The following is an 18,124-nucleotide window of genomic DNA, read 5'->3' as shown; positions in this document are numbered from 1 at the left end:
AAATCGTCATTTTCCTTCTTTTATGGTGAAAAAATCGGTAAAAGTAATATATAAGGTGAAAGATAAGATTCTATCAAGCAGCCTATTAATATAACTAAAAACCCTGCATATACCATAAAAGTATAAGATACGAATTGTGATACTAATTCTTCTAAATAAAATTTGCGATTTTTCAAAAGATATAAAGAAAAATTAATAGCCGTTACAGATATAAACAAGATTCCTAATAAGATAAAAATATTTTGAGGCAAAATTCCCATCAATACGAGTAGTATCCCTTTTGTTTCAAATTCTTTTATCAAAACTCCAATAGAAAATCCTAAAATAAAACCTCTTATCCCCACAAGCAAAAATATAAAAGGAATCCCTATAATTGTAGCCCCTAAAATCCATAAAACAAAAACAGTGACAAAATTATTTAGAAGGGATTGTTTAAAAATTTGGGCAGAATTCAAGTCTACAGATTTTGCAATTTGATAAAATTTCGAAATATATCCTATTATTTGCTCCATCTGTATGTCAGTGAGGTTATTAACAGTAAAAGATCCTGCTGCTATTCCTATCATTAAAGACATTACAGCCAACACATACAATAAAAAATTATTTTTAATATGCAAATAAAGATTTCCTTTTAAAAACTTCAAGAATATTGCCCCCTATTTTTTATAAAGCTAATTTAAATTTATGATTCAAAAGGGGACAATATTCCTTTTAAGTTATAGTAACTTTGCCGTATATTCCTCCTCCTCCCGCTGAAACATCCAATTTCCCTTCTCTTCCTCTCAAAATATTTAATGCCTTTGAAGTTCCTATCACTTTCTCTAATTCTTCATAAGGTACATGATGCAAAGCATACAATTCACTTCCAAAGTAATTCACCAATTTTTCGATAGTCTTACCTCCAATATTAGGAATAAATTCTAAGGGAATTTGATAGACATATAAAGGTCTAAAAGGAGGATGTTTTGTATCATAATCTTTAATTTCCTCTATTCTGTCCTTTACACCTAAAACTATATTTGAACTTCCACATTTTAAGCATTTTTTTACAGGAGGTCCTTCCTTCGCAATATAGCCACAATCCAAGCAAAAAGTTCTGTGGTATTTCCCTAATTTAGGATTTAAGCCATAATTTTTTACAATTTCTCTTCCCTTTTCTCTTTTTATAGCCAACAAAATCTCCTCAAAATTTGCCTCTTTTATATCAAAAACATTAAACTCTCTGCCTATTTTTTCTAAAGAATGGGCATCTGAATTGGAAAGAAAAGTTTTATTTTGTAACTCCTCAATCTGATCAGCCATATCAGAGTCCGCGCTAAGGCCTAACTCTACTCCATAAATATATTGATAAAAATCTTTAAAGACATATTTAAGCCTATCAGTAGAACTGCCATAATAACTTTTAAAGGGAGTAAAAACATGGGCGGGAATCACAACCCCGCTGTATTTTTCTGCGATTTCAACAACTTGCACACTTGTAAGATTTACTCGTTGAGAGCTTAGATTTATATTTTTAATGTATTTAGAAATTTCTTGAGAAAACAAAGAAATACTCTCAATATCTCTAAAATAACAAGTTAAATGAGGAGAACCCTTTTCCTCTTTGCCAATTTCTATTTCACTGCCTAAAATCAAAGTAACTTTATTTTTATACCTAAGCCCTCCTTCTTCAAGGGAGAATAATATTCCTTCTTGTATATATTCTTTTAGCTCCTCCAAAATAAGCGGAGAAGCGCCATCTACAATGCCAACTATATCAATTCCCTTTAATATACTTTTTTCTAATATATTTAAAACAGTTAAATTTTTTGAGGCCGCAATTTTTACAGGAGCTCCTTTTATACTCCTTGCAACATGAACATGCAAATCTCCGTAAAATCTCATAAGCTACTCCTCATTTTTAAATAATATAAAATTCCAATTATCGTTTTAGAATCTTTTATTTGATTTTGTAAAATCATTTCCCACAATTCCTCTGGAGTATATTCATATAATTCTAAAAATTCGTCCTCATCAGGTTGAGCAGTGTATTTTTTTAAATCTTTTGCAAAATACAAATACATTTTTTCATTAGAAAAACCGGGAGTAGTATAAAAAGTAATCAAATGCTTTATAAAACTTGCTTCATAACCTGTCTCTTCTAATAACTCTCTTTTAGCACAAATCAAAGGGTCTTCACCCTTTTCTAATTTTCCTGCCGGTATTTCTAATAAAGACTCCTCTGCAGGTTTTCTATACTGTTTGACTAATAAAATCTTTCCTTCTTCATTAACTGCTACTATGGATACACCGCCAGGATGCTCAACTATTTCTCGCGTAGTAACTTTTCCATTAGGCAGTTTTACCTCATCTACTCTTAAATTTATTATTTTCCCTTCAAAAATCTTGTTGGTGTTAACTGTAACTTCTTTTTGTTCCAAAATTCATCTTCCTTTCTATGTATAATTTTAGCAATAAATACATACTATAGAAATGAGGTGAGAAATATGATTATAGTGGGAAACACTCTTTATTATGCTGGAAAATTTTCCACCCTATTATTTTTATTAAAGGAACTAAATAAAAAATACAAAACTTTAGGAGAAGTAATCAAATCAGTTTCGCACTAATTTAAAAGACACATAAAGGGCTGCAGCTCCACAAGCATTAAAAAAGTCTGGCTCACTTTCATAATTTCTTCCCATTGTTGTCAATTTAAGCCCAGATTCTTCTATATATCTTTTAGTAATGGAAGACTCCACAAATTCTATTGTAAATCGCGAAAATACTGGATTCGAAATTATTTGTTCTTTTATTATCTTCTCTTTTTCTCTTTCCATTGTAGGAAAAGTCAAAACACAGGAACTGTTACACAGCTCTAAAACAGTTATAGTATGGTGACTAATCCCTTGATGTCTCTGCCTTTTATCATTAAACCCTATTCTTGGGATAAGTACAGGCTTACCTCCTAATTTACTTGTAGCATCTATTATATGGGCTTGTTCTACCCCTGAAAACCCATATTTGGTTCCTGTGCCTACTATTCCCGGTCCCATCGTTACTATAACAACATCTGCTTTTAACACTTCCTTTGCACCTATCAAAGCAGTATAAATATTTACACATTCATAATCTCCTCCAAAAGCATGTCCAATTGTAACTGTTTTATCTATTATTCCCCTCTTTTTAAGCTCAAAAACTGTATTGCTGAAACTAATAGGCAGACATCCTCCATCTGTCATCACATATGTAATTTTAAGGTTAGGATTTGTACTTTTTAGCACTAAGGCTACAGGCGCTACCATACTGTGAAGTTCTCCAACTATTACAGGTAAATCTTCTAAACTTTCAAACTCTTCAAAAGCAGTATGATAAGGACTGTTTTGCTCCTCCATAGTCAACACATTTATCTGAAAAGGCGTATATCTCAATTTCATAATATGCCCATTTCCCACAGCATCGTATTCAGAGTATTTGAGATTTACAACTATAAAGTCATAGCCACCTGTCCCAAGATTTAAAAGGCGAGCAGTTCGGTTTACATAAACTTTATCTCCTACTTCTATTTTACCAGTTATATCGTCATAATTTAAAGCTAACGCCTTTTCTCCCTCTGACTCAACTTCCACAACAGTTATACCTTCTCTTTGTGCAACAATTTTACTTACTTTAGCTAAATAAACGCTAATCACATTATCTTTCTCCTTTTCTTCCTAACATATCGAGGTAATTTAAGACTTTATTTTTTTCGATTAAAGCAGTTAAAGAATATTTTTCTGTAAAAATATGTAATAAAATTAGCAACGCCAATATTATCAACCTGCCATATAAATCAAAAATAAGAATACTGCTTATTCCCAAAGACATTCCTAAAACATTTGATCCAGTGTCCCCCATCATCACATTTGCTTTTAAATCTTCTGGAAAATACACTAAAAGAATCATAGTCAGCAAGACTAAGAAATGGGGATGGGTTTTCCCGATTATTAGAAAAATTAAAGAAATAACCAAAAAAGTTTTTCCGCATCTTCCAGGTCGCAAGTCTACAAGGTTTAAAAAATTCGTAAAAAGTGCAATTATCAAGGTATTTATTATCAATTCCTCTATATTATTTTTTCCAACATTAAAACTCACATAAAAAGCAATTAAAATTCCTGATAAAGCCTTTAAACTGCCTGTAGTAGGCTTTCCTTTTAAAAGCATAGTTATATGACCCTTTAGCCCTCTTACACTTCTGTCTCCTAATACATCATCTATAAAACCGACAAAAGAAATCAGTGATAAGCTCAATAAAATTACCTCTTGATATTCTATTCTAACTCCAAATAAATTGAGAAGTACAATTGACACAAATAAAGCAGGAACAAATACAATACCACCACAAACAGGTATCATAACTTTTTTATAGTTTTCCTTCAAACACAAAGGCTTGTTAATAATGCTATAAAAAAGCTTTTTTGTTATAACTGTCATTATTAAAGGAATTAATATTTTAGTCCAAAACACTATCTCACCTGCTATTCTTTAATATTCTTTGAAAACAACTTATACACTAATACTTTTAGTATATCCCAAAACTGCTTACCTCTGTGCAGGAAGCCTTTCAAGTTTCTCCCTGTAACAGAGTGCGTCATATTCACTTCTACTTCTTTTATTTTATACCCTTTCTTTAATATATCTATTGTCATACCAACTTCTATTCCAAAACCTTTATAAAAAGTTTTTAAACTCTCTAAAACCTCTTTTTTAAAAGCCCTTTGACCTGACAAGACAGATTCAATTTCATATCCTGTAAAGTATTTTACTCCTTTTCTGGCTAAAGTTTTAACAAAGCCAAATCCAGCTTTTACATTTGTCTTTGGAAATTTAGCAATTGTAACATCTGCTTCTCCCTCAAGAACAGGCAATATAAGTTTTTTGACTTCTCGTGACGAAAGACCTACATCTGCATCTAAAAAAACTATCACATCATTTTTTGCATATTTCAAGCCTTCTTTTAAAGCTGTCCCTTTGCCAACATTTCTCTTCATATTGACTATTTTAGCTCCTGCTTTTCTTGCCTTTTCAGCAGTACTATCAGTTGAGCCATCATTTATTACGATGACTTCATCAACTTCTTCAACATCTTTTAATCCCTTTATGGTATCAATTATTCTTTCTTCTTCATTGTAAGCAGGTATCAATACACTAACTTTTTTATTCATCTATCTACCCTCACTTTTTAGAATTAGCAGAGGAATTATGTGTAGAATTGTCAGTATTCATAAAAGAATCTGGCATTAAGCTCATTGCACTTTGCTTAATTCCATAATTTCCTTCTTTACCCTCCATTACCATTATAAGCGACGTCTGCCCTATTATATCCTCCACATTATCTATTGTGGAAATATGCTGTTTTTTATACGCATCAATATAGGAATATTTAGTATCACTTTGTTCAACACCTACAATAGGAACATTAAGTAGCTTCACTTGTTTTATAATGGGAATATCTATAGAAGCTACATTATTATCTTTATTATTACTTCCTCCAGCTATAATTACAAAATCTGTATTACCTGGAATCCCTGTAAAATCTATATAACCATTTGTCTTTAAATAATTAATAAGGTCCACATCCTGACCTGTTACAATTGCATTAGCTAATTTTGAAACTACAAATTCATTCAAATGCTTTTCGTCTACTGTAACTCCATATTTATTAGAAAGGAAGTTTATTAAATTTTGCACTTCCAATTCATCGCCAGTATCAAAACTGTCTTTTATAACAGTAATCGACTCAATAGTAGCTCCTGCCTTTAAAAGAGCATTTCTCATGCCAGAATATATAAACTCATTTGTAGTTTCAATAATCGCTACTTTCACTCCCGTTAATCTATCAGCTACTAACTCAGGAAAAATAATTTGATGATATTGATTGTAATACCCTATCTGTTTATTTAACTCTTGAACAGTGTTTTTTAAATTATTATTTTCTGTTTGTAAATCCTTAAACTTTTGTTCTAACTCGTTTATAATTGCAGTTTGTTGCTCTGAAAAAACTTTTTGGCCATCTAACATAAAACCTATAAAAATTCCAATTCCTAAAGCAATAAAAATAGAAGCAATTGTCAAAACATAGTATTTAATATTTATATTCATAGAAAATCCTCCTCAAAATCCGATTAAAAGGCGAATTCTAAGTTGTAATAGCTTCAATAGCTGCTGCATAGGTGGTGAAAAATACGCTATTACTCCAAGAGGAATCAATGCTGCCAGTATAATGCTAAATATATAAGAAATTTTAAAAGTTTCTCTGTACAGCTTATTTACTCCTTTGGCATCGATTAATTTTTCTCCTACTTTTAATCGCACTAAAAAAGTGCTGGACATTCCTTTTCTCCCTTTTTCCAGAAAATCAATCATGCTGGAATGGGTCCCTACAGCCACAATTAAGTCAGCACCTTTTTCAAAAGCCAAAAGCATAGCTATATCTTCACTTGTACCTGGAGCCTTAAAAATTTCCGCTTTAAGGCCTAATGCCGTTACTCTTTCCAAGCCCGGCGCTCTTCCGTCGGGATAGGCATGAACAATAATTTCCTTAGCCTTTTTTAAAGCCTCATCGCTTACACTGTCCATATCTCCAATGACTATGTCAGGAACAAGGCCAAACTCTAAAAGAGCATCTGCCCCTCCATCTACCCCTATTAAAATCGGTTTTACATCGTTAATATACTGTTTTATTGTAAACAAATCTTCTTTGTAATCCTTTCCTCTAACAACCACAAGAGCATGTCTATTTTTAAAACGAGTTTTAGTATTAGGTAATTCAACACCACCCAAAATAAAATATTTTTCTTTTTTTGCATACTCCAATGTATTTTCAATAAACTTATCTAATTCAACACCTATGTTTTCGCGACTTTCCTGCAATTTATAGTTTATAACGTCCTTTGTAAGAAGTTTCCCGCTTTTTATAAACACACCATCTTTATATATTTCATTATCTATTATAGTGATTTTGTCATTTTCTTTCAACAAATCAAAAATATCCTTCCCAACATCGTCAATAATTGGAATTCCAGCCTCACATAAAATAGAAGGCCCCATGTTAGGATATCTGCCACTTATAGACTTATCAGCATTTATGACTGCCAAAACTTTTTTTTCAACTAAGGATTCAGCAGCCACTTCATCTATATCTCTATGGTCAATTATAGCTATTTCTCCAGAATTTAGTCTTTTTACTAAATTTTTAGTTCTTTTATCCATTTTAATTGTACCTGTTATTTGCATACAAGCTTCCTCCATAAAGTAACATCCCATTGTTTATTATTATAGCATAAAAAATTTTTACATGAAATAAAAAGTCAACATGTCAATCACATAAAATATGCCCTCTATTTGTTTTTTTAACAAACAGAGGACATAACTTATTTGTCGCCGTGAAAATTCAATATTTATCGCCCTATTTTATGTTTGTTGCCCTTTTGAAATGGGAGGTTAAAAAAGAGAAAGCAGGTATCTGCCCCTTTTACCCCGCTTTCATCCCCAACCTCAATTTATCAGCAATAAGCGCGATGAATTCTGAGTTTGTCGGCTTACCTTTTTCGTCATTTATAGTATATCCAAAAAGTTCATTTAAGACTTCTGTTTTGCCCCTGCTCCAAGCAACTTCTATTGCATGCCTTATAGCTCTTTCTACTCTGCTAGGAGTAGTATTGTACTTTTCAGCAATTTTAGGATATAACATTTTAGTTACAGAATTTAAATACTCCATATTGCTAATAACAAGAGAAATAGCATCTCTTAGATACATATAGCCTTTTATATGAGCTGGTACTCCTACCTCATGAATAATTTCTGTAATCATTGCTTCAAGGTCATAATTTTTCTTCGCTTTTACCACAGGAAATACAGTCTTTGATACTACATCTAATTCAGGCTCCATAAGCTCAGAAATCCTTTTTGACAACATAGCTAAATCAAAAGGTTTTAAAATATAATAATCTGCCCCTAATGCAATAGCCCGTTGAGTTATTTTTTCTTGGCCTACTGCAGATAAGACTAAAATTTTAGGCTTTTTTAATTGTTCTTCATTTATCTTTTCCAAAACACCAATGCCATCTAAATATGGCATTATAATATCTAAAATTAACAAATCTGGCGGTTGATTTTTAATGAGTTCAATCGCTTGGTTGCCGTCATTGGCAACACCAACCACTTCAATATTTTCTTGAGTAGATAAATACTCAGCTAAAATAGTAGCAAATTCTTTGTTATCATCTGCTATCCCTACTCTAATCTTCTTAACCAATTATTTAACCTCCCATTGCTAATATTAGTATATAATATTTATTCTACATAATAATTGAATTTCCTTCTTTTTCCCAAAAAATTTTAATTATTTGTAAAGACTTGTTTATTATTAAGTAGATTATTCATTTCATTAATCATCCATTCTGCATAAACAGCATATCCTTTTGTAGGGTCATTCACAAAAACGTGAGTAACTGCTCCTACCAGTTTTCCATCTTGTATAATAGGACTACCACTCATACCCTGTATTATGCCTCCAGTCTTTTTTAATAAATTCTTGTCAACAATTTTAATTATCATACTTTTAGGGCTAGGAGTTTCTTGATACGCTTTTTTGATAATTTCAATATCAAATTGCTGTATACCTGTATTATCAATGGTAGCCAATATTTTAGCTGGCCCTTCTTTTATTTGGCTTTGATATGCTATAGGAATCTCGCCATACAAATCGTTCTTAAAGTCTTCATACATATTCCCGTAAATTCCAAATTCAGTGTTTTTTAATATATTCCCTATTGTATCAACTTCTTCTAAAAAAATCCCTTTTAATTCCCCAGGTTTACTTCTTCTTCCTTGGTCAATAGAAGTAATTCGAGAATTCATAATCTCTCCATTTTCTACTGATAACATGTGACCAGTATCTATATCAGTTATAGCATGACCTAAAGCTCCATACATCTTGCTAGTAGGATAATAAAAGGTTAAAGTACCTATACCAGCAGTGTGGTCTCTCACCCAAAGACCTATTCTGTATTGTCTATCCTCTTTTGACTTTATAGGATAAATGGTAGTATAAAAAATATGATTTTTTCTATTTATTTTTAATTTTAAAGCTTTCCCACGTAATTCATTTGCAATGTTAGTAATATCTTCTGCTTGTTTTATTTCCCTGCCGTTGACTTCTAATATTATATCTCCTATCTGTATTTTCCCTTGCTTATAAGGACTATAAATTTTACCGTCCTCCCCCATTATATCTGAATAGCCTACTACTAATACTCCCTTTGTATTTAACTTGACCCCTATCGCTTGGCCGCCCGGTACTACTTTTATTGTCGGAACGATGTCAACACTGATATGCTTTATAGGAAATATTCCAAAGAGCTTAAAATCCAAATTTACTGTGCCAGTGTTTACCGCTTCTATAGTAATAGGTTCTTTCAAATTTAAAACATTTTTATCTTCTGTCTCATTAATTTTTAAAAAACCTTTTTTATCAGCTTGAAAACTTACTTTTATTGGTATATTAAAGTTATAATTAACTTTTTCACCTTGAAAAAATTTAAAACTTGAGGGAGTTTTCGCTATATCTTGTATAGGAGTAAAATAATTTGCAAATACTAAAAAAAAGCTTAAGGATATAAAAAGTAGCAATTTTACTGTATTTTTTGTCATTCTCTCACTTCCTTTTTTGCAGCTTATTTTAATCTAAAATTAACTTAACCTTTTTTAAAGCTTTATATACTGTCAATATATTATCCGATAGTAAAAGGAAGTGAGATTAAACTAAAATATTAAATTTTGCTTTTAAATTGAGATGCAATATCTAATAATTCTTTTGAATGTTCTAAAGTAGTCTGAGTAACATGTGATCCTCCCATAATACGAGCTAATTCATTTATTTTACCTTGATAGTCAAGTTTTTCCACATTTATATAAGTTCTTTCATTTTTTGTAATTTTGGAGATTCGATAATGTGTATCTGCCATAGAAGCGATTTGAGGTAAATGAGTCACACAAATCAATTGATGTTTTTTAGAAAGATACGCCATTTTTTCAGCTACTAATTGGGCAGTTTTCCCGCTTATTCCTGTATCAACTTCGTCGAAAATCAAAGTGGAAATTCCATCTGCGGAAGCGAGAATAGTTTTTAATGCCAGCATAATTCTCGAAAGCTCGCCACCAGAAGCAATTTTAGACAAAGGTTTTAAAGGCTCTCCTATATTTGTAGAAATTAAAAATTCAATTTTATCAAATCCTGTTTCAGTAGGTTCTTCCATTTTTTCTATATTCACTTTAAAATAAGCATTTGGCATATTAAGTTCAACTAAAATTTGATTTATATTTTTTTCTATGTTATCTGCTATTTGCTTCCTTTTGAGATGTAATGCTTCACCAACTTCTAAAATTTTTTTCCATAACTTTTGCTGCTTAAGCTTCAATTCTTCTTGCTTTTCTTCAAAATTTAATATATTCTCTAATTCTCTTTTTTTATTTTCTTTAAATTCTAAAATATGCTGTATTGTAGGTCCATATTTTCTTTTCAAGGAATTTATTTGATCTAATCGTATTTCTATTTCCTCTAAACTTTGCTGGTTAAAATCTAAGCCATTCAAGTAATCCCGTACCTGTAAAGCACAATCCTCTAATTCATAGAGAATATTCTCCAGCTTATCTTTTAAACCTTTAAGCTTTTCCTCTATAGAAAAGGCTGTTTCTAAATTTTTTATTACAACATGTAAATTATCTAAAACAGAAAAGCTCCCACTACCTTCGTACAAAATTTTGTAACTAGAATTCATAGCAGTAAATAATTTTTCGAAATTCATAAGCAAATTTCTTTTTTCTAACAACTGTGTTTCCTCTTCTACGCTCAAATTCGCCTTTTCAATCTCTTCAATTTGATACTTCAAAAGATCAATTGTTTCATTCTTTTCTTTTTCATCTTTAAAAAAACTTGAAATCTCATTTTGTATCTTTCTATCTTCTTCTAACAGCTCTTTAAATTTTTCTTTTAAACTTTTAAACTTTTGGTCACCAAAATTATCTAAAATAGAAAGATGTTTTGTATTGTCTAAAAGAAACTGATGCTCATGTTGACCTAAAATATCTACCAAGAAAGCACCTATTTTACTCAAAAAAGAAAGAGGCACTATTCTGCCATTTATCCTACAATAACTTCTTCCACTGCTTGTAATTTCTCTATTTATTATCAAAGTATCATCCTCTTCTAAGCTCAAACCTACTTCTTCTAAAATTTCTACAATTTTATCCTTGTTAGAATCCACAAAAAATATTCCTTCTACGATAGCTTTTTCTTCACCAGTACGTATTATATCTCTACTGGCTCGACTACCTAAAAGCAGCAAAACCGAGTCTATAACTATAGATTTCCCTGCTCCTGTTTCTCCAGTTAATACATTGAATCCTTCTTCAAATTGTATTTCTGCCTTGTCAATAAGTGCAACGTTTTGGATGCTAAGTGCTAAAAGCATAACAAAACCCCCAAAAATCACTTAACTAACTTTCTGAATTTCTCCAATAGCTCTTGAACAGCTTCTTCATTTCTCACTAAAACAAAAATGGTATTGTCACCTGCTAAAGTTCCAACTATATCTTTCCAATTTAATGTATCAATCGCCTCTGCTGCTGCGGGAGCTGTGCCTGATAACGTTTTTATAGCTATGATATTTCCAGCATAATCCACGCTCACTATAGACTCAGATAATAAAGTCATTAGTCTATCTGTAATATGGCTATCTACTTTTCCCATCGGGGCGTATTTATATCTTTTTCCATCCTCTGTTAAAACTTTTATCAGTCTCAATTCTTTTATATCTCTTGACACAGTCGCTTGAGTCACATCAATACCTTGTTTTTGAAGTTCAGCTGCTAACTCTTCCTGTGTTTCAATTTCTTTTTCAGAGATTATTTCAAGAATTTTTGCGTGTCGAGCTATTTTCATCATAGTAATCTTCACCTCTTTTACTTTTTATCTTTCTAGACTTGTGCAAAATTCAGAAGCCTTAATTTAAGCCATTCTACAGACATACTTTTTTCCTATCACTCTTGAATTTTTTATCTTTTATGTAGGATTTCCCCTCCCATTTGTCGAATTATTATATATACCGCATGAAAATATTTTTTAAGGAGGGGGAAATCCTACATGTACCAGCTTCAATTGCTTTTAAATATACCTGAACTCTTTACTTCTCTGTCTAAAATTGATTTCTATTCTTCTATGTTTAAAAATCTAGACTTGTCTTCAATACCTGAATTCCCTTCCTCTAGTCCTGGCCGTAAGGGTTATTCTCATCATGCAATGTTTAGAGCTTTTATTGTTATGAAAGCTGAAAGATTCGGTACAATTTCTGACCTTTTAGATTATCTCCGCAATAATCTTATCATTGCTCATCTTTGTGGCTTTAACATCCTTAAACCTCTTCCTTCTTATTGGACTTTCCGCCGTTTTATTAATGAGTTCTCTCATGATTATTTGACCTCTATCTTTCAAAATCAAGTCAATATCCTCAAAAATATGGGCATTATCTCTGGTGAGTTTATTTCCATGGACTCTACCCCTATTAAAGCTAACACTAAGTTAAATAACCCTAAGTCTTTTTCTAAAAATAAATTCTCTAAAGATAATCAGCCTAAGTCTGATAAGGATTGTAAATTAGGCGTTTATTCTGCTTCTAATGATTCTTCTAATAAACGTTATAAGTTTTATTGGGGCTATAAAAATCATATTATTGTTGATGCTATCTCTGGATTACCTATCGCTGAAACTACTACTCCCGCTGATGTCCCCGATTTTGAAGTTGCTTTGTCTTTACTTGAAAAGACTAATAAGTGGTTTAACCTTAAGTATGTTAATTTTATTGCCGATAAGGGGTATGATGTTAAGAGAGTTTATAATTTTGTTAGAGATACTCTCCATGGTCATTGTTTTATTCCTCTTAACAAGCGTAATTCTAAAAGTCCCCCACTGACTGATGATGGTTATATGGTTTGTGAAGCAGGTATTAAAATGCTCAAAGACGGCAAGCAGTATTTTGATGGTTTTATTAAGCAAAAATTTGTTTGCAAGTTCTGTAATTCTAAAGATGACTCTGCCTGCCCTATAAAGCATCCTAAATATTTTAATGGCAAAAAGCATAGAGGCTGTACTAAGTATGCTATTATATCTTCTGATTATAGGTCTTCTATTAATAGAGACTCCCTATATTTTAAGGCTGTCTATAGACTAAGAGTAGAATCAGAAAGATATAATTCTCGATTTAAAGCTCTAGATTTTGAAAAGGCTTATGTTAGAAATATTAATTCTGTCAGCAACCTTAATACTTTTGGCCATATTACTTTGCTTACTGTCGCTATTGTAGCTATTAAACTGGGTAAATTTGATGAGTTTAAGTCTCTTAGTGCTCTGATGCAATCGGCTTAACTTTTGCTGAATTTAGTTCATGCCATTTTTTAACATTTGACTTCTACAGGATATTTATGCCCTTTTTTAGCTCCTCTTTTTGCCTTTTCTTTTCCCTTACCACTTCCTTTATGTTTGATTGTCAGTGTTGATTACTATATATTGTATGTCATACATATTTTGGTTTTTGTTCGTGATTATTTTAATTAATTTTGCACATCCCTATTTTATCTTTCTGTAAGTTTGTCCCTCAATAAGTCAAAAAAATTGGTATTTTTTACTTTTATAAGATTGGTATATTCATTGCTTTTTTTAATGTAAATTATATCTCTATAATCAAGTTTATATCCCTGTTGTCCGTCGGTTGTTATCATTAAATCTTGATTCTCTTCGCTTATTTCCAACCTGAGGACATCCTCTCGTGAAACTATTATAGACCTTGAATATAAAGTATGGGGACATATAGGTGTTATTATTATAACTTCTACTGTAGGATATACAATAGGACCTCCTGCTGAAAGTGAATAAGCAGTTGAACCAGTAGGAGTTGCAATTATTACTCCATCTGCTAAATAAGTATCTACATAGTTATTATTGACATAGGTATTTATACGAGCCATTCTTGAAAAAGCTCCTCTTGTAATGACAATATCATTCAAAGCTCTAAAATTAATAATCTCCATATCATTTTTAACTACATTTGCCTCTAGCATCATCCTTTTTTCTACTGTATATTCTCCTTTATATATTTTATCTAAAGAAACAAACACCTCATTTACATCTACTTCCGTAAGAAATCCAAGATGACCTAAATTCACGGCAAAAATAGGCGTGTCAAAAGGCGCACAAAGCCTTGCAACATTTAAAATAGTACCATCTCCACCTAAAGCAATTATAAAATCGCATTTACTATATATATCTGTAGATTTTCTACCGTATTCATCATAACCCATTTTAGACGCAACTATTTCGTTAAGATATGGTTCAGAACCATGCTCCAATAGCCATTTTACTACAGATTTTGTCACTTCTAAGTCTTTATCTTTATTAATATTTGGAATTACACCGACTTTTTTCATTATAATATCACCACATTTATCATATTCTACAAAAAAACAAATTTTCCTGCTACAAATTTTTAAATGCCTCTTTTACAATTTTCGTAATGTCAAAATTGTGTTGCTTTTCAATTCCCTTTTTGCCGTAAATTAAATATTCTATATTGCCTTCTGCCCCTTTTATAGGAGAATAGGTAATATCTATTATACCGTAGTTAAACTTTTGAAACAAAGTCACAATTTTTTCAATCACTTCCCTATGAACAGCCGGGTCTCTCACGACGCCTTTTTTACCTACTTTTTCTCTCCCTGCTTCAAATTGAGGTTTTATTAAAGCTATCAAATCTCCCTCTGGTTTTAAAAATTTATCTGCAGAAGGTATAACAAGTTCAAGGGAGATAAAAGAAACGTCTATTGTGATCATGTCCACTATTTCAGGCAATGTCTCTAAAAATCTTATATTAGTCTTTTCCATGTTTATGACCCGAGGGTCATTTCTTAAACTCCAATCCAATTGCCCGTATCCTACATCTACAGCATATACTTTCAAAGCACCGTGTTTTAAAAGGCAGTCAGTAAAACCTCCTGTGGAAGCTCCAATGTCTAAGGCAATCTTGCCAGTCACATTAATATTAAACGTTTCTATCGCTTTTTGTAACTTTAGCCCACCTCTACTTACATAAGGTAAAGAATTAGTTTTTACTTCAATTGAAGAATCTATGTTGACAAACTCTCCAGCTTTTTCAATTCTCTTGCCATCAACATATACTTCTCCTGCCATAATAGAAGCTTTTGCTTTTTCTCTTGAGGAGAAAAAACCTTTTTGAACAAGCAAAACATCCAATCTTTCTTTTTTTGAAGCCATATTTACCTCATTTCCTTATATTTTTGTAGTATAGTATTTGCGATAGACTCGGCATCTAAATTGTATTTTTTAAACAAGTTTTCCACATCTCCGTGTTCAATAAATTTATCAGGAAACCCCAAACGCAAAACTGGCTTATATATTCCATTAGAATTTAAAAGCTCGAGTATAGCGCTTCCAACACCACCAGCTATGACATTGTCTTCCACTGTAACAATAAATTTAACTTTGTTTGAGATATCAAAAATCAGCTCTTCATCTACAGGTTTGACAAATCTCAAATTGACAATAAAGGGTTGCAAATCAGAAGCTTTTAAAATTTCTTTTGCTTCTAACACCTTTCCTACCATTCTTCCTAATGCAAAAATTGCTATTTCTGTTCCTTCAGAAATTAACTCTGCCTTTCCAAACTCTATACTGCATTCTCTTGTAATATCGAATTCTCCCGCTTTTCCCCTTGGATACCTTATGGCAACAGGGAAGTCAAGATTTCTTGATAATTTAACCATTTCAACTAATTCATTGGCATCTTTAGGAGACATAATCGCTATATTAGGTATAGGCCTCAAATATGATAGGTCAAAAACTCCTTGATGGGTTTCTCCATCCTCTCCTACAATTCCCGCTCTATCAATTGCAAAAACAACAGGTAATTTTTGTATACATACATCGTGTATAAGCTGGTCATAAGCTCTTTGTAAAAAGGTAGAATACACTGCAAAATAAGGTTTATATCCTTGCACTGCCATTCCTGCTGCAAAGGTAGTAGCATGCTGCTCTGCTATTCCTACATCAAAAAATCTTTCAGGAATCAATTTTGCAAAATGAATAAGCCCTGTTCCCTCTGGCATGGCAGCAGTTATTGCAATAATTTTGTCATCTTTTAATGCCATTTCCGTAAGAGTCTTCCCAAATACATCAGAATAAGTTGCCTGCCCCTCATTTACAAACTTACCTGTTTGTATGTCAAAAGGAGCTGCAGAATGAAATTTATCAGGAAATTTTTCTGCAAATTTATAGCCTTTGCCTTTTTTTGTGATAACATGTACTAAAATAGGTCCTTTTATTTTCTTTGCTCTTTCTAAAACCTCTATTAGGCTATCAACGTCATGTCCGTCAATAGGTCCTAAATATGTAAAGCCCATCTCTTCAAAAAACATTCCTGGCACTACTAACTGTTTTACAGAATCCTTAATTCTTTCAATGTATTTATGAAGGCTTTTTCCTATTGGAGGTACAATATTGAGTAAATTATCAACCTCTTGTTTTAATTTGTTGTAAGTAGGGTCAGTTCTAAGTTTACTTAAATACAAAGATAAACTACCTACGTTTTCCGAAATAGACATCTCATTGTGATTTAGCACGACAATCAAATCTGTTTTAGACCTTCCTGCATTATTTAATGCTTCAAAAGCCATGCCACCTGTCAAAGCTCCATCACCGATTACCGCTACAACAGAATATTTTTCACCCTTTAAATCTCTTGCCTTGGCAATACCCAATGCTGCAGATATAGAGGTGCTACTGTGACCTGCTCCAAATATATCATGCACACTTTCCGTTCTTTTAGTATAACCAGAAAGGCCATTGAATTTCCTTAAAGTATCAAACTGGTCTTTCCTACCTGTAATTATTTTATGTACATAACATTGATGCCCAACATCCCAAATTATTTTGTCAACAGGTGAATTAAAAACATAGTGAAGTGCAACTGTAAGTTCAACAATTCCAAGGTTTGAAGCTAAATGCCCACCTGTTTTAGACACCTTTTCTATTAAAAACTGGCGTATTTCTTCACAAAGCAGTGGAAAGTCCTTTTTGTCAATTTTTTTTAAATCATAAGGGCTGTTAATTTGTTCTAACATTTAAAACCCTCACTTTCTTTTTTTCCTTTTATTATTTTTATAATCGGGCAAAATCTTTATACCCGTGTTTTTTTCTATCCAAGCAAAAATTACAGCAACTGTATAAACAATAGACTGGCTTTTAGCTATACCTATATTTTTACCAATAGCTTTTCCTCCAATTGTAATGGCAGATAATAAACCTCCTAAAATCGCAGTATAAATAGAACCTTTGGGTCCCTCAAAAGCTAATTTTACAATTATTGCCATCAGAGCAGCACCAGAAACAATTCCAGAAATATCTCCTACTACGTCATTGCAAAAATTAGCCACAATATTAGCATTTCTAAGAAGTTTTATGGCTTCCTTTGCTCCAAATACTTTTTTAGCCGCCATTGTATGAAAAGGTTCTTCTCTGCCTGAAATTACTGCTGTACCTATTATATCAAAAATTATACCAATTAACACTATAAAACCAAGAATACAAAAGGCTACAAGGAGATTGCTCTCTTTTAATGCAACATCAGAAAAAAAATTTAATATAGTGGCAAGAAAAAAGGTTATAATAGTTATATGTAAAATCCACTTATAATTCGTATTTATGTTTTTATTTTTCATAATAAAAAAAAGACCTCCTACATGTATAAAGGCAAAGTGGTAGCATATTGGGTAAACTTTGCGGCTTAGGTCCAGTAGGATTTCCCAAGCGTGCACTGAACGTCGCCGTTCAGCGGTTCCCCTTTAAGCCCGCTTTTACCTTGTCGCCAAAGGTAAGACTGGACTACCACTTAGTCCGCACCGTAATCCCCAATATGCCGCCCGGCAAGGCGCAGCCTAGGAGTTTTCCTCAACAGAGGGACTAACCCCTATCCTCTTTTGCAATTCGGGTTTCATCAGCAATAGCCAGTAATTCAAGAGCTCTTTGAATTATGGCTTA

General features: G+C 32.2%; 17 protein-coding genes. 1 reads left to right on the top strand and 16 read right to left on the bottom strand.

The window, feature by feature from the left end; genetic code table 11:
* Positions 1–20: 20 nt before the first annotated feature.
* The 12 genes from spoIIM to EB239_RS08965 form a co-directional block, all read right to left on the bottom strand.
* Positions 21–644, bottom strand: coding sequence for a stage II sporulation protein M (gene spoIIM, locus EB239_RS09020; RefSeq protein WP_003871246.1), 624 nt, complete (start codon positions 642–644; stop codon positions 21–23).
* A gap of 67 nt (positions 645–711) precedes the next feature.
* Entirely contained in the window at positions 712–1,884 is a 1,173-nt protein-coding gene (locus tag EB239_RS09015; protein WP_003871245.1) for an endonuclease Q family protein, read from the bottom strand.
* Positions 1,881–2,420, bottom strand: a complete 540-nt coding sequence (locus EB239_RS09010) for an NUDIX hydrolase (protein WP_003871244.1) — start codon at positions 2,418–2,420, stop codon at positions 1,881–1,883. Before EB239_RS09010 ends, EB239_RS09015 begins: the two co-directional genes overlap by 4 nt.
* Positions 2,421–2,594: 174 nt before the next feature.
* Positions 2,595–3,671, bottom strand: coding sequence for a DUF3866 family protein (locus EB239_RS09005; protein WP_003871242.1), 1,077 nt, complete (start codon positions 3,669–3,671; stop codon positions 2,595–2,597).
* A gap of 1 nt (position 3,672) precedes the next feature.
* Positions 3,673–4,485, bottom strand: a complete 813-nt coding sequence (locus EB239_RS09000) for an MraY family glycosyltransferase (RefSeq protein WP_003871241.1) — start codon at positions 4,483–4,485, stop codon at positions 3,673–3,675.
* A gap of 11 nt (positions 4,486–4,496) precedes the next feature.
* On the bottom strand, positions 4,497–5,183 hold the full coding sequence (locus EB239_RS08995; RefSeq protein WP_003871240.1) for a glycosyltransferase family 2 protein: 687 nt from the start codon (positions 5,181–5,183) through the stop codon (positions 4,497–4,499).
* A gap of 10 nt (positions 5,184–5,193) precedes the next feature.
* Positions 5,194–6,120: a copper transporter gene (locus EB239_RS08990; RefSeq protein ID WP_003871239.1), complete on the bottom strand. Its 927-nt coding sequence runs from the start codon at positions 6,118–6,120 to the stop codon at positions 5,194–5,196.
* Positions 6,121–6,132: 12 nt separating this feature from the next.
* Positions 6,133–7,254, bottom strand: coding sequence for a putative cytokinetic ring protein SteA (gene steA, locus EB239_RS08985; RefSeq protein ID WP_003871238.1), 1,122 nt, complete (start codon positions 7,252–7,254; stop codon positions 6,133–6,135).
* Positions 7,255–7,492: 238 nt separating this feature from the next.
* Complete coding sequence (gene spo0A, locus EB239_RS08980; RefSeq protein ID WP_003871237.1) at positions 7,493–8,275, bottom strand: sporulation transcription factor Spo0A; 783 nt, start codon at positions 8,273–8,275, stop codon at positions 7,493–7,495.
* 83 nt (positions 8,276–8,358) lie between these two features.
* Positions 8,359–9,672, bottom strand: a complete 1,314-nt coding sequence (gene spoIVB, locus EB239_RS08975; protein WP_003871236.1) for a SpoIVB peptidase — start codon at positions 9,670–9,672, stop codon at positions 8,359–8,361.
* Positions 9,673–9,791: 119 nt separating this feature from the next.
* Positions 9,792–11,492, bottom strand: a complete 1,701-nt coding sequence (gene recN, locus EB239_RS08970) for a DNA repair protein RecN (RefSeq protein WP_003871235.1) — start codon at positions 11,490–11,492, stop codon at positions 9,792–9,794.
* 17 nt (positions 11,493–11,509) lie between these two features.
* On the bottom strand, positions 11,510–11,965 hold the full coding sequence (locus tag EB239_RS08965) for an arginine repressor (RefSeq protein ID WP_003871234.1): 456 nt from the start codon (positions 11,963–11,965) through the stop codon (positions 11,510–11,512).
* A 198-nt stretch (positions 11,966–12,163) separates the two neighbouring features.
* On the opposite strand from EB239_RS08965, the gene EB239_RS08960 reads away from it, so the two are divergent.
* The gene (locus EB239_RS08960) at positions 12,164–13,441 is read left to right on the top strand and encodes a transposase (protein ID WP_129545131.1); all 1,278 of its coding nucleotides are present in this window, start codon (positions 12,164–12,166) and stop codon (positions 13,439–13,441) included.
* A 206-nt stretch (positions 13,442–13,647) separates the two neighbouring features.
* On the opposite strand, the gene EB239_RS08955 is transcribed toward EB239_RS08960, so the two are convergent.
* The 4 genes from EB239_RS08955 to EB239_RS08940 are packed head-to-tail and all read right to left on the bottom strand — an operon-like array spanning position 13,648 to position 17,805.
* Complete coding sequence (locus EB239_RS08955) at positions 13,648–14,499, bottom strand: NAD(+)/NADH kinase (protein ID WP_003869847.1); 852 nt, start codon at positions 14,497–14,499, stop codon at positions 13,648–13,650.
* 49 nt (positions 14,500–14,548) lie between these two features.
* A complete protein-coding gene (locus tag EB239_RS08950) occupies positions 14,549–15,343 on the bottom strand; it encodes a TlyA family RNA methyltransferase (protein WP_003869846.1) in 795 nt (264 codons plus the stop codon).
* A gap of 2 nt (positions 15,344–15,345) precedes the next feature.
* Entirely contained in the window at positions 15,346–17,208 is a 1,863-nt protein-coding gene (gene dxs / locus EB239_RS08945; protein WP_003869845.1) for a 1-deoxy-D-xylulose-5-phosphate synthase, read from the bottom strand.
* Between the two features lie 9 nt (positions 17,209–17,217).
* Complete coding sequence (locus EB239_RS08940) at positions 17,218–17,805, bottom strand: hypothetical protein (RefSeq protein ID WP_003869844.1); 588 nt, start codon at positions 17,803–17,805, stop codon at positions 17,218–17,220.
* Positions 17,806–18,124 lie beyond the last annotated feature (319 nt).

Source organism: Thermoanaerobacter ethanolicus JW 200 (genome assembly GCF_003722315.1).
Lineage (GTDB): Bacteria > Bacillota > Thermoanaerobacteria > Thermoanaerobacterales > Thermoanaerobacteraceae > Thermoanaerobacter > Thermoanaerobacter ethanolicus.
This window is presented reverse-complemented; position numbering and strand designations above follow the sequence as displayed.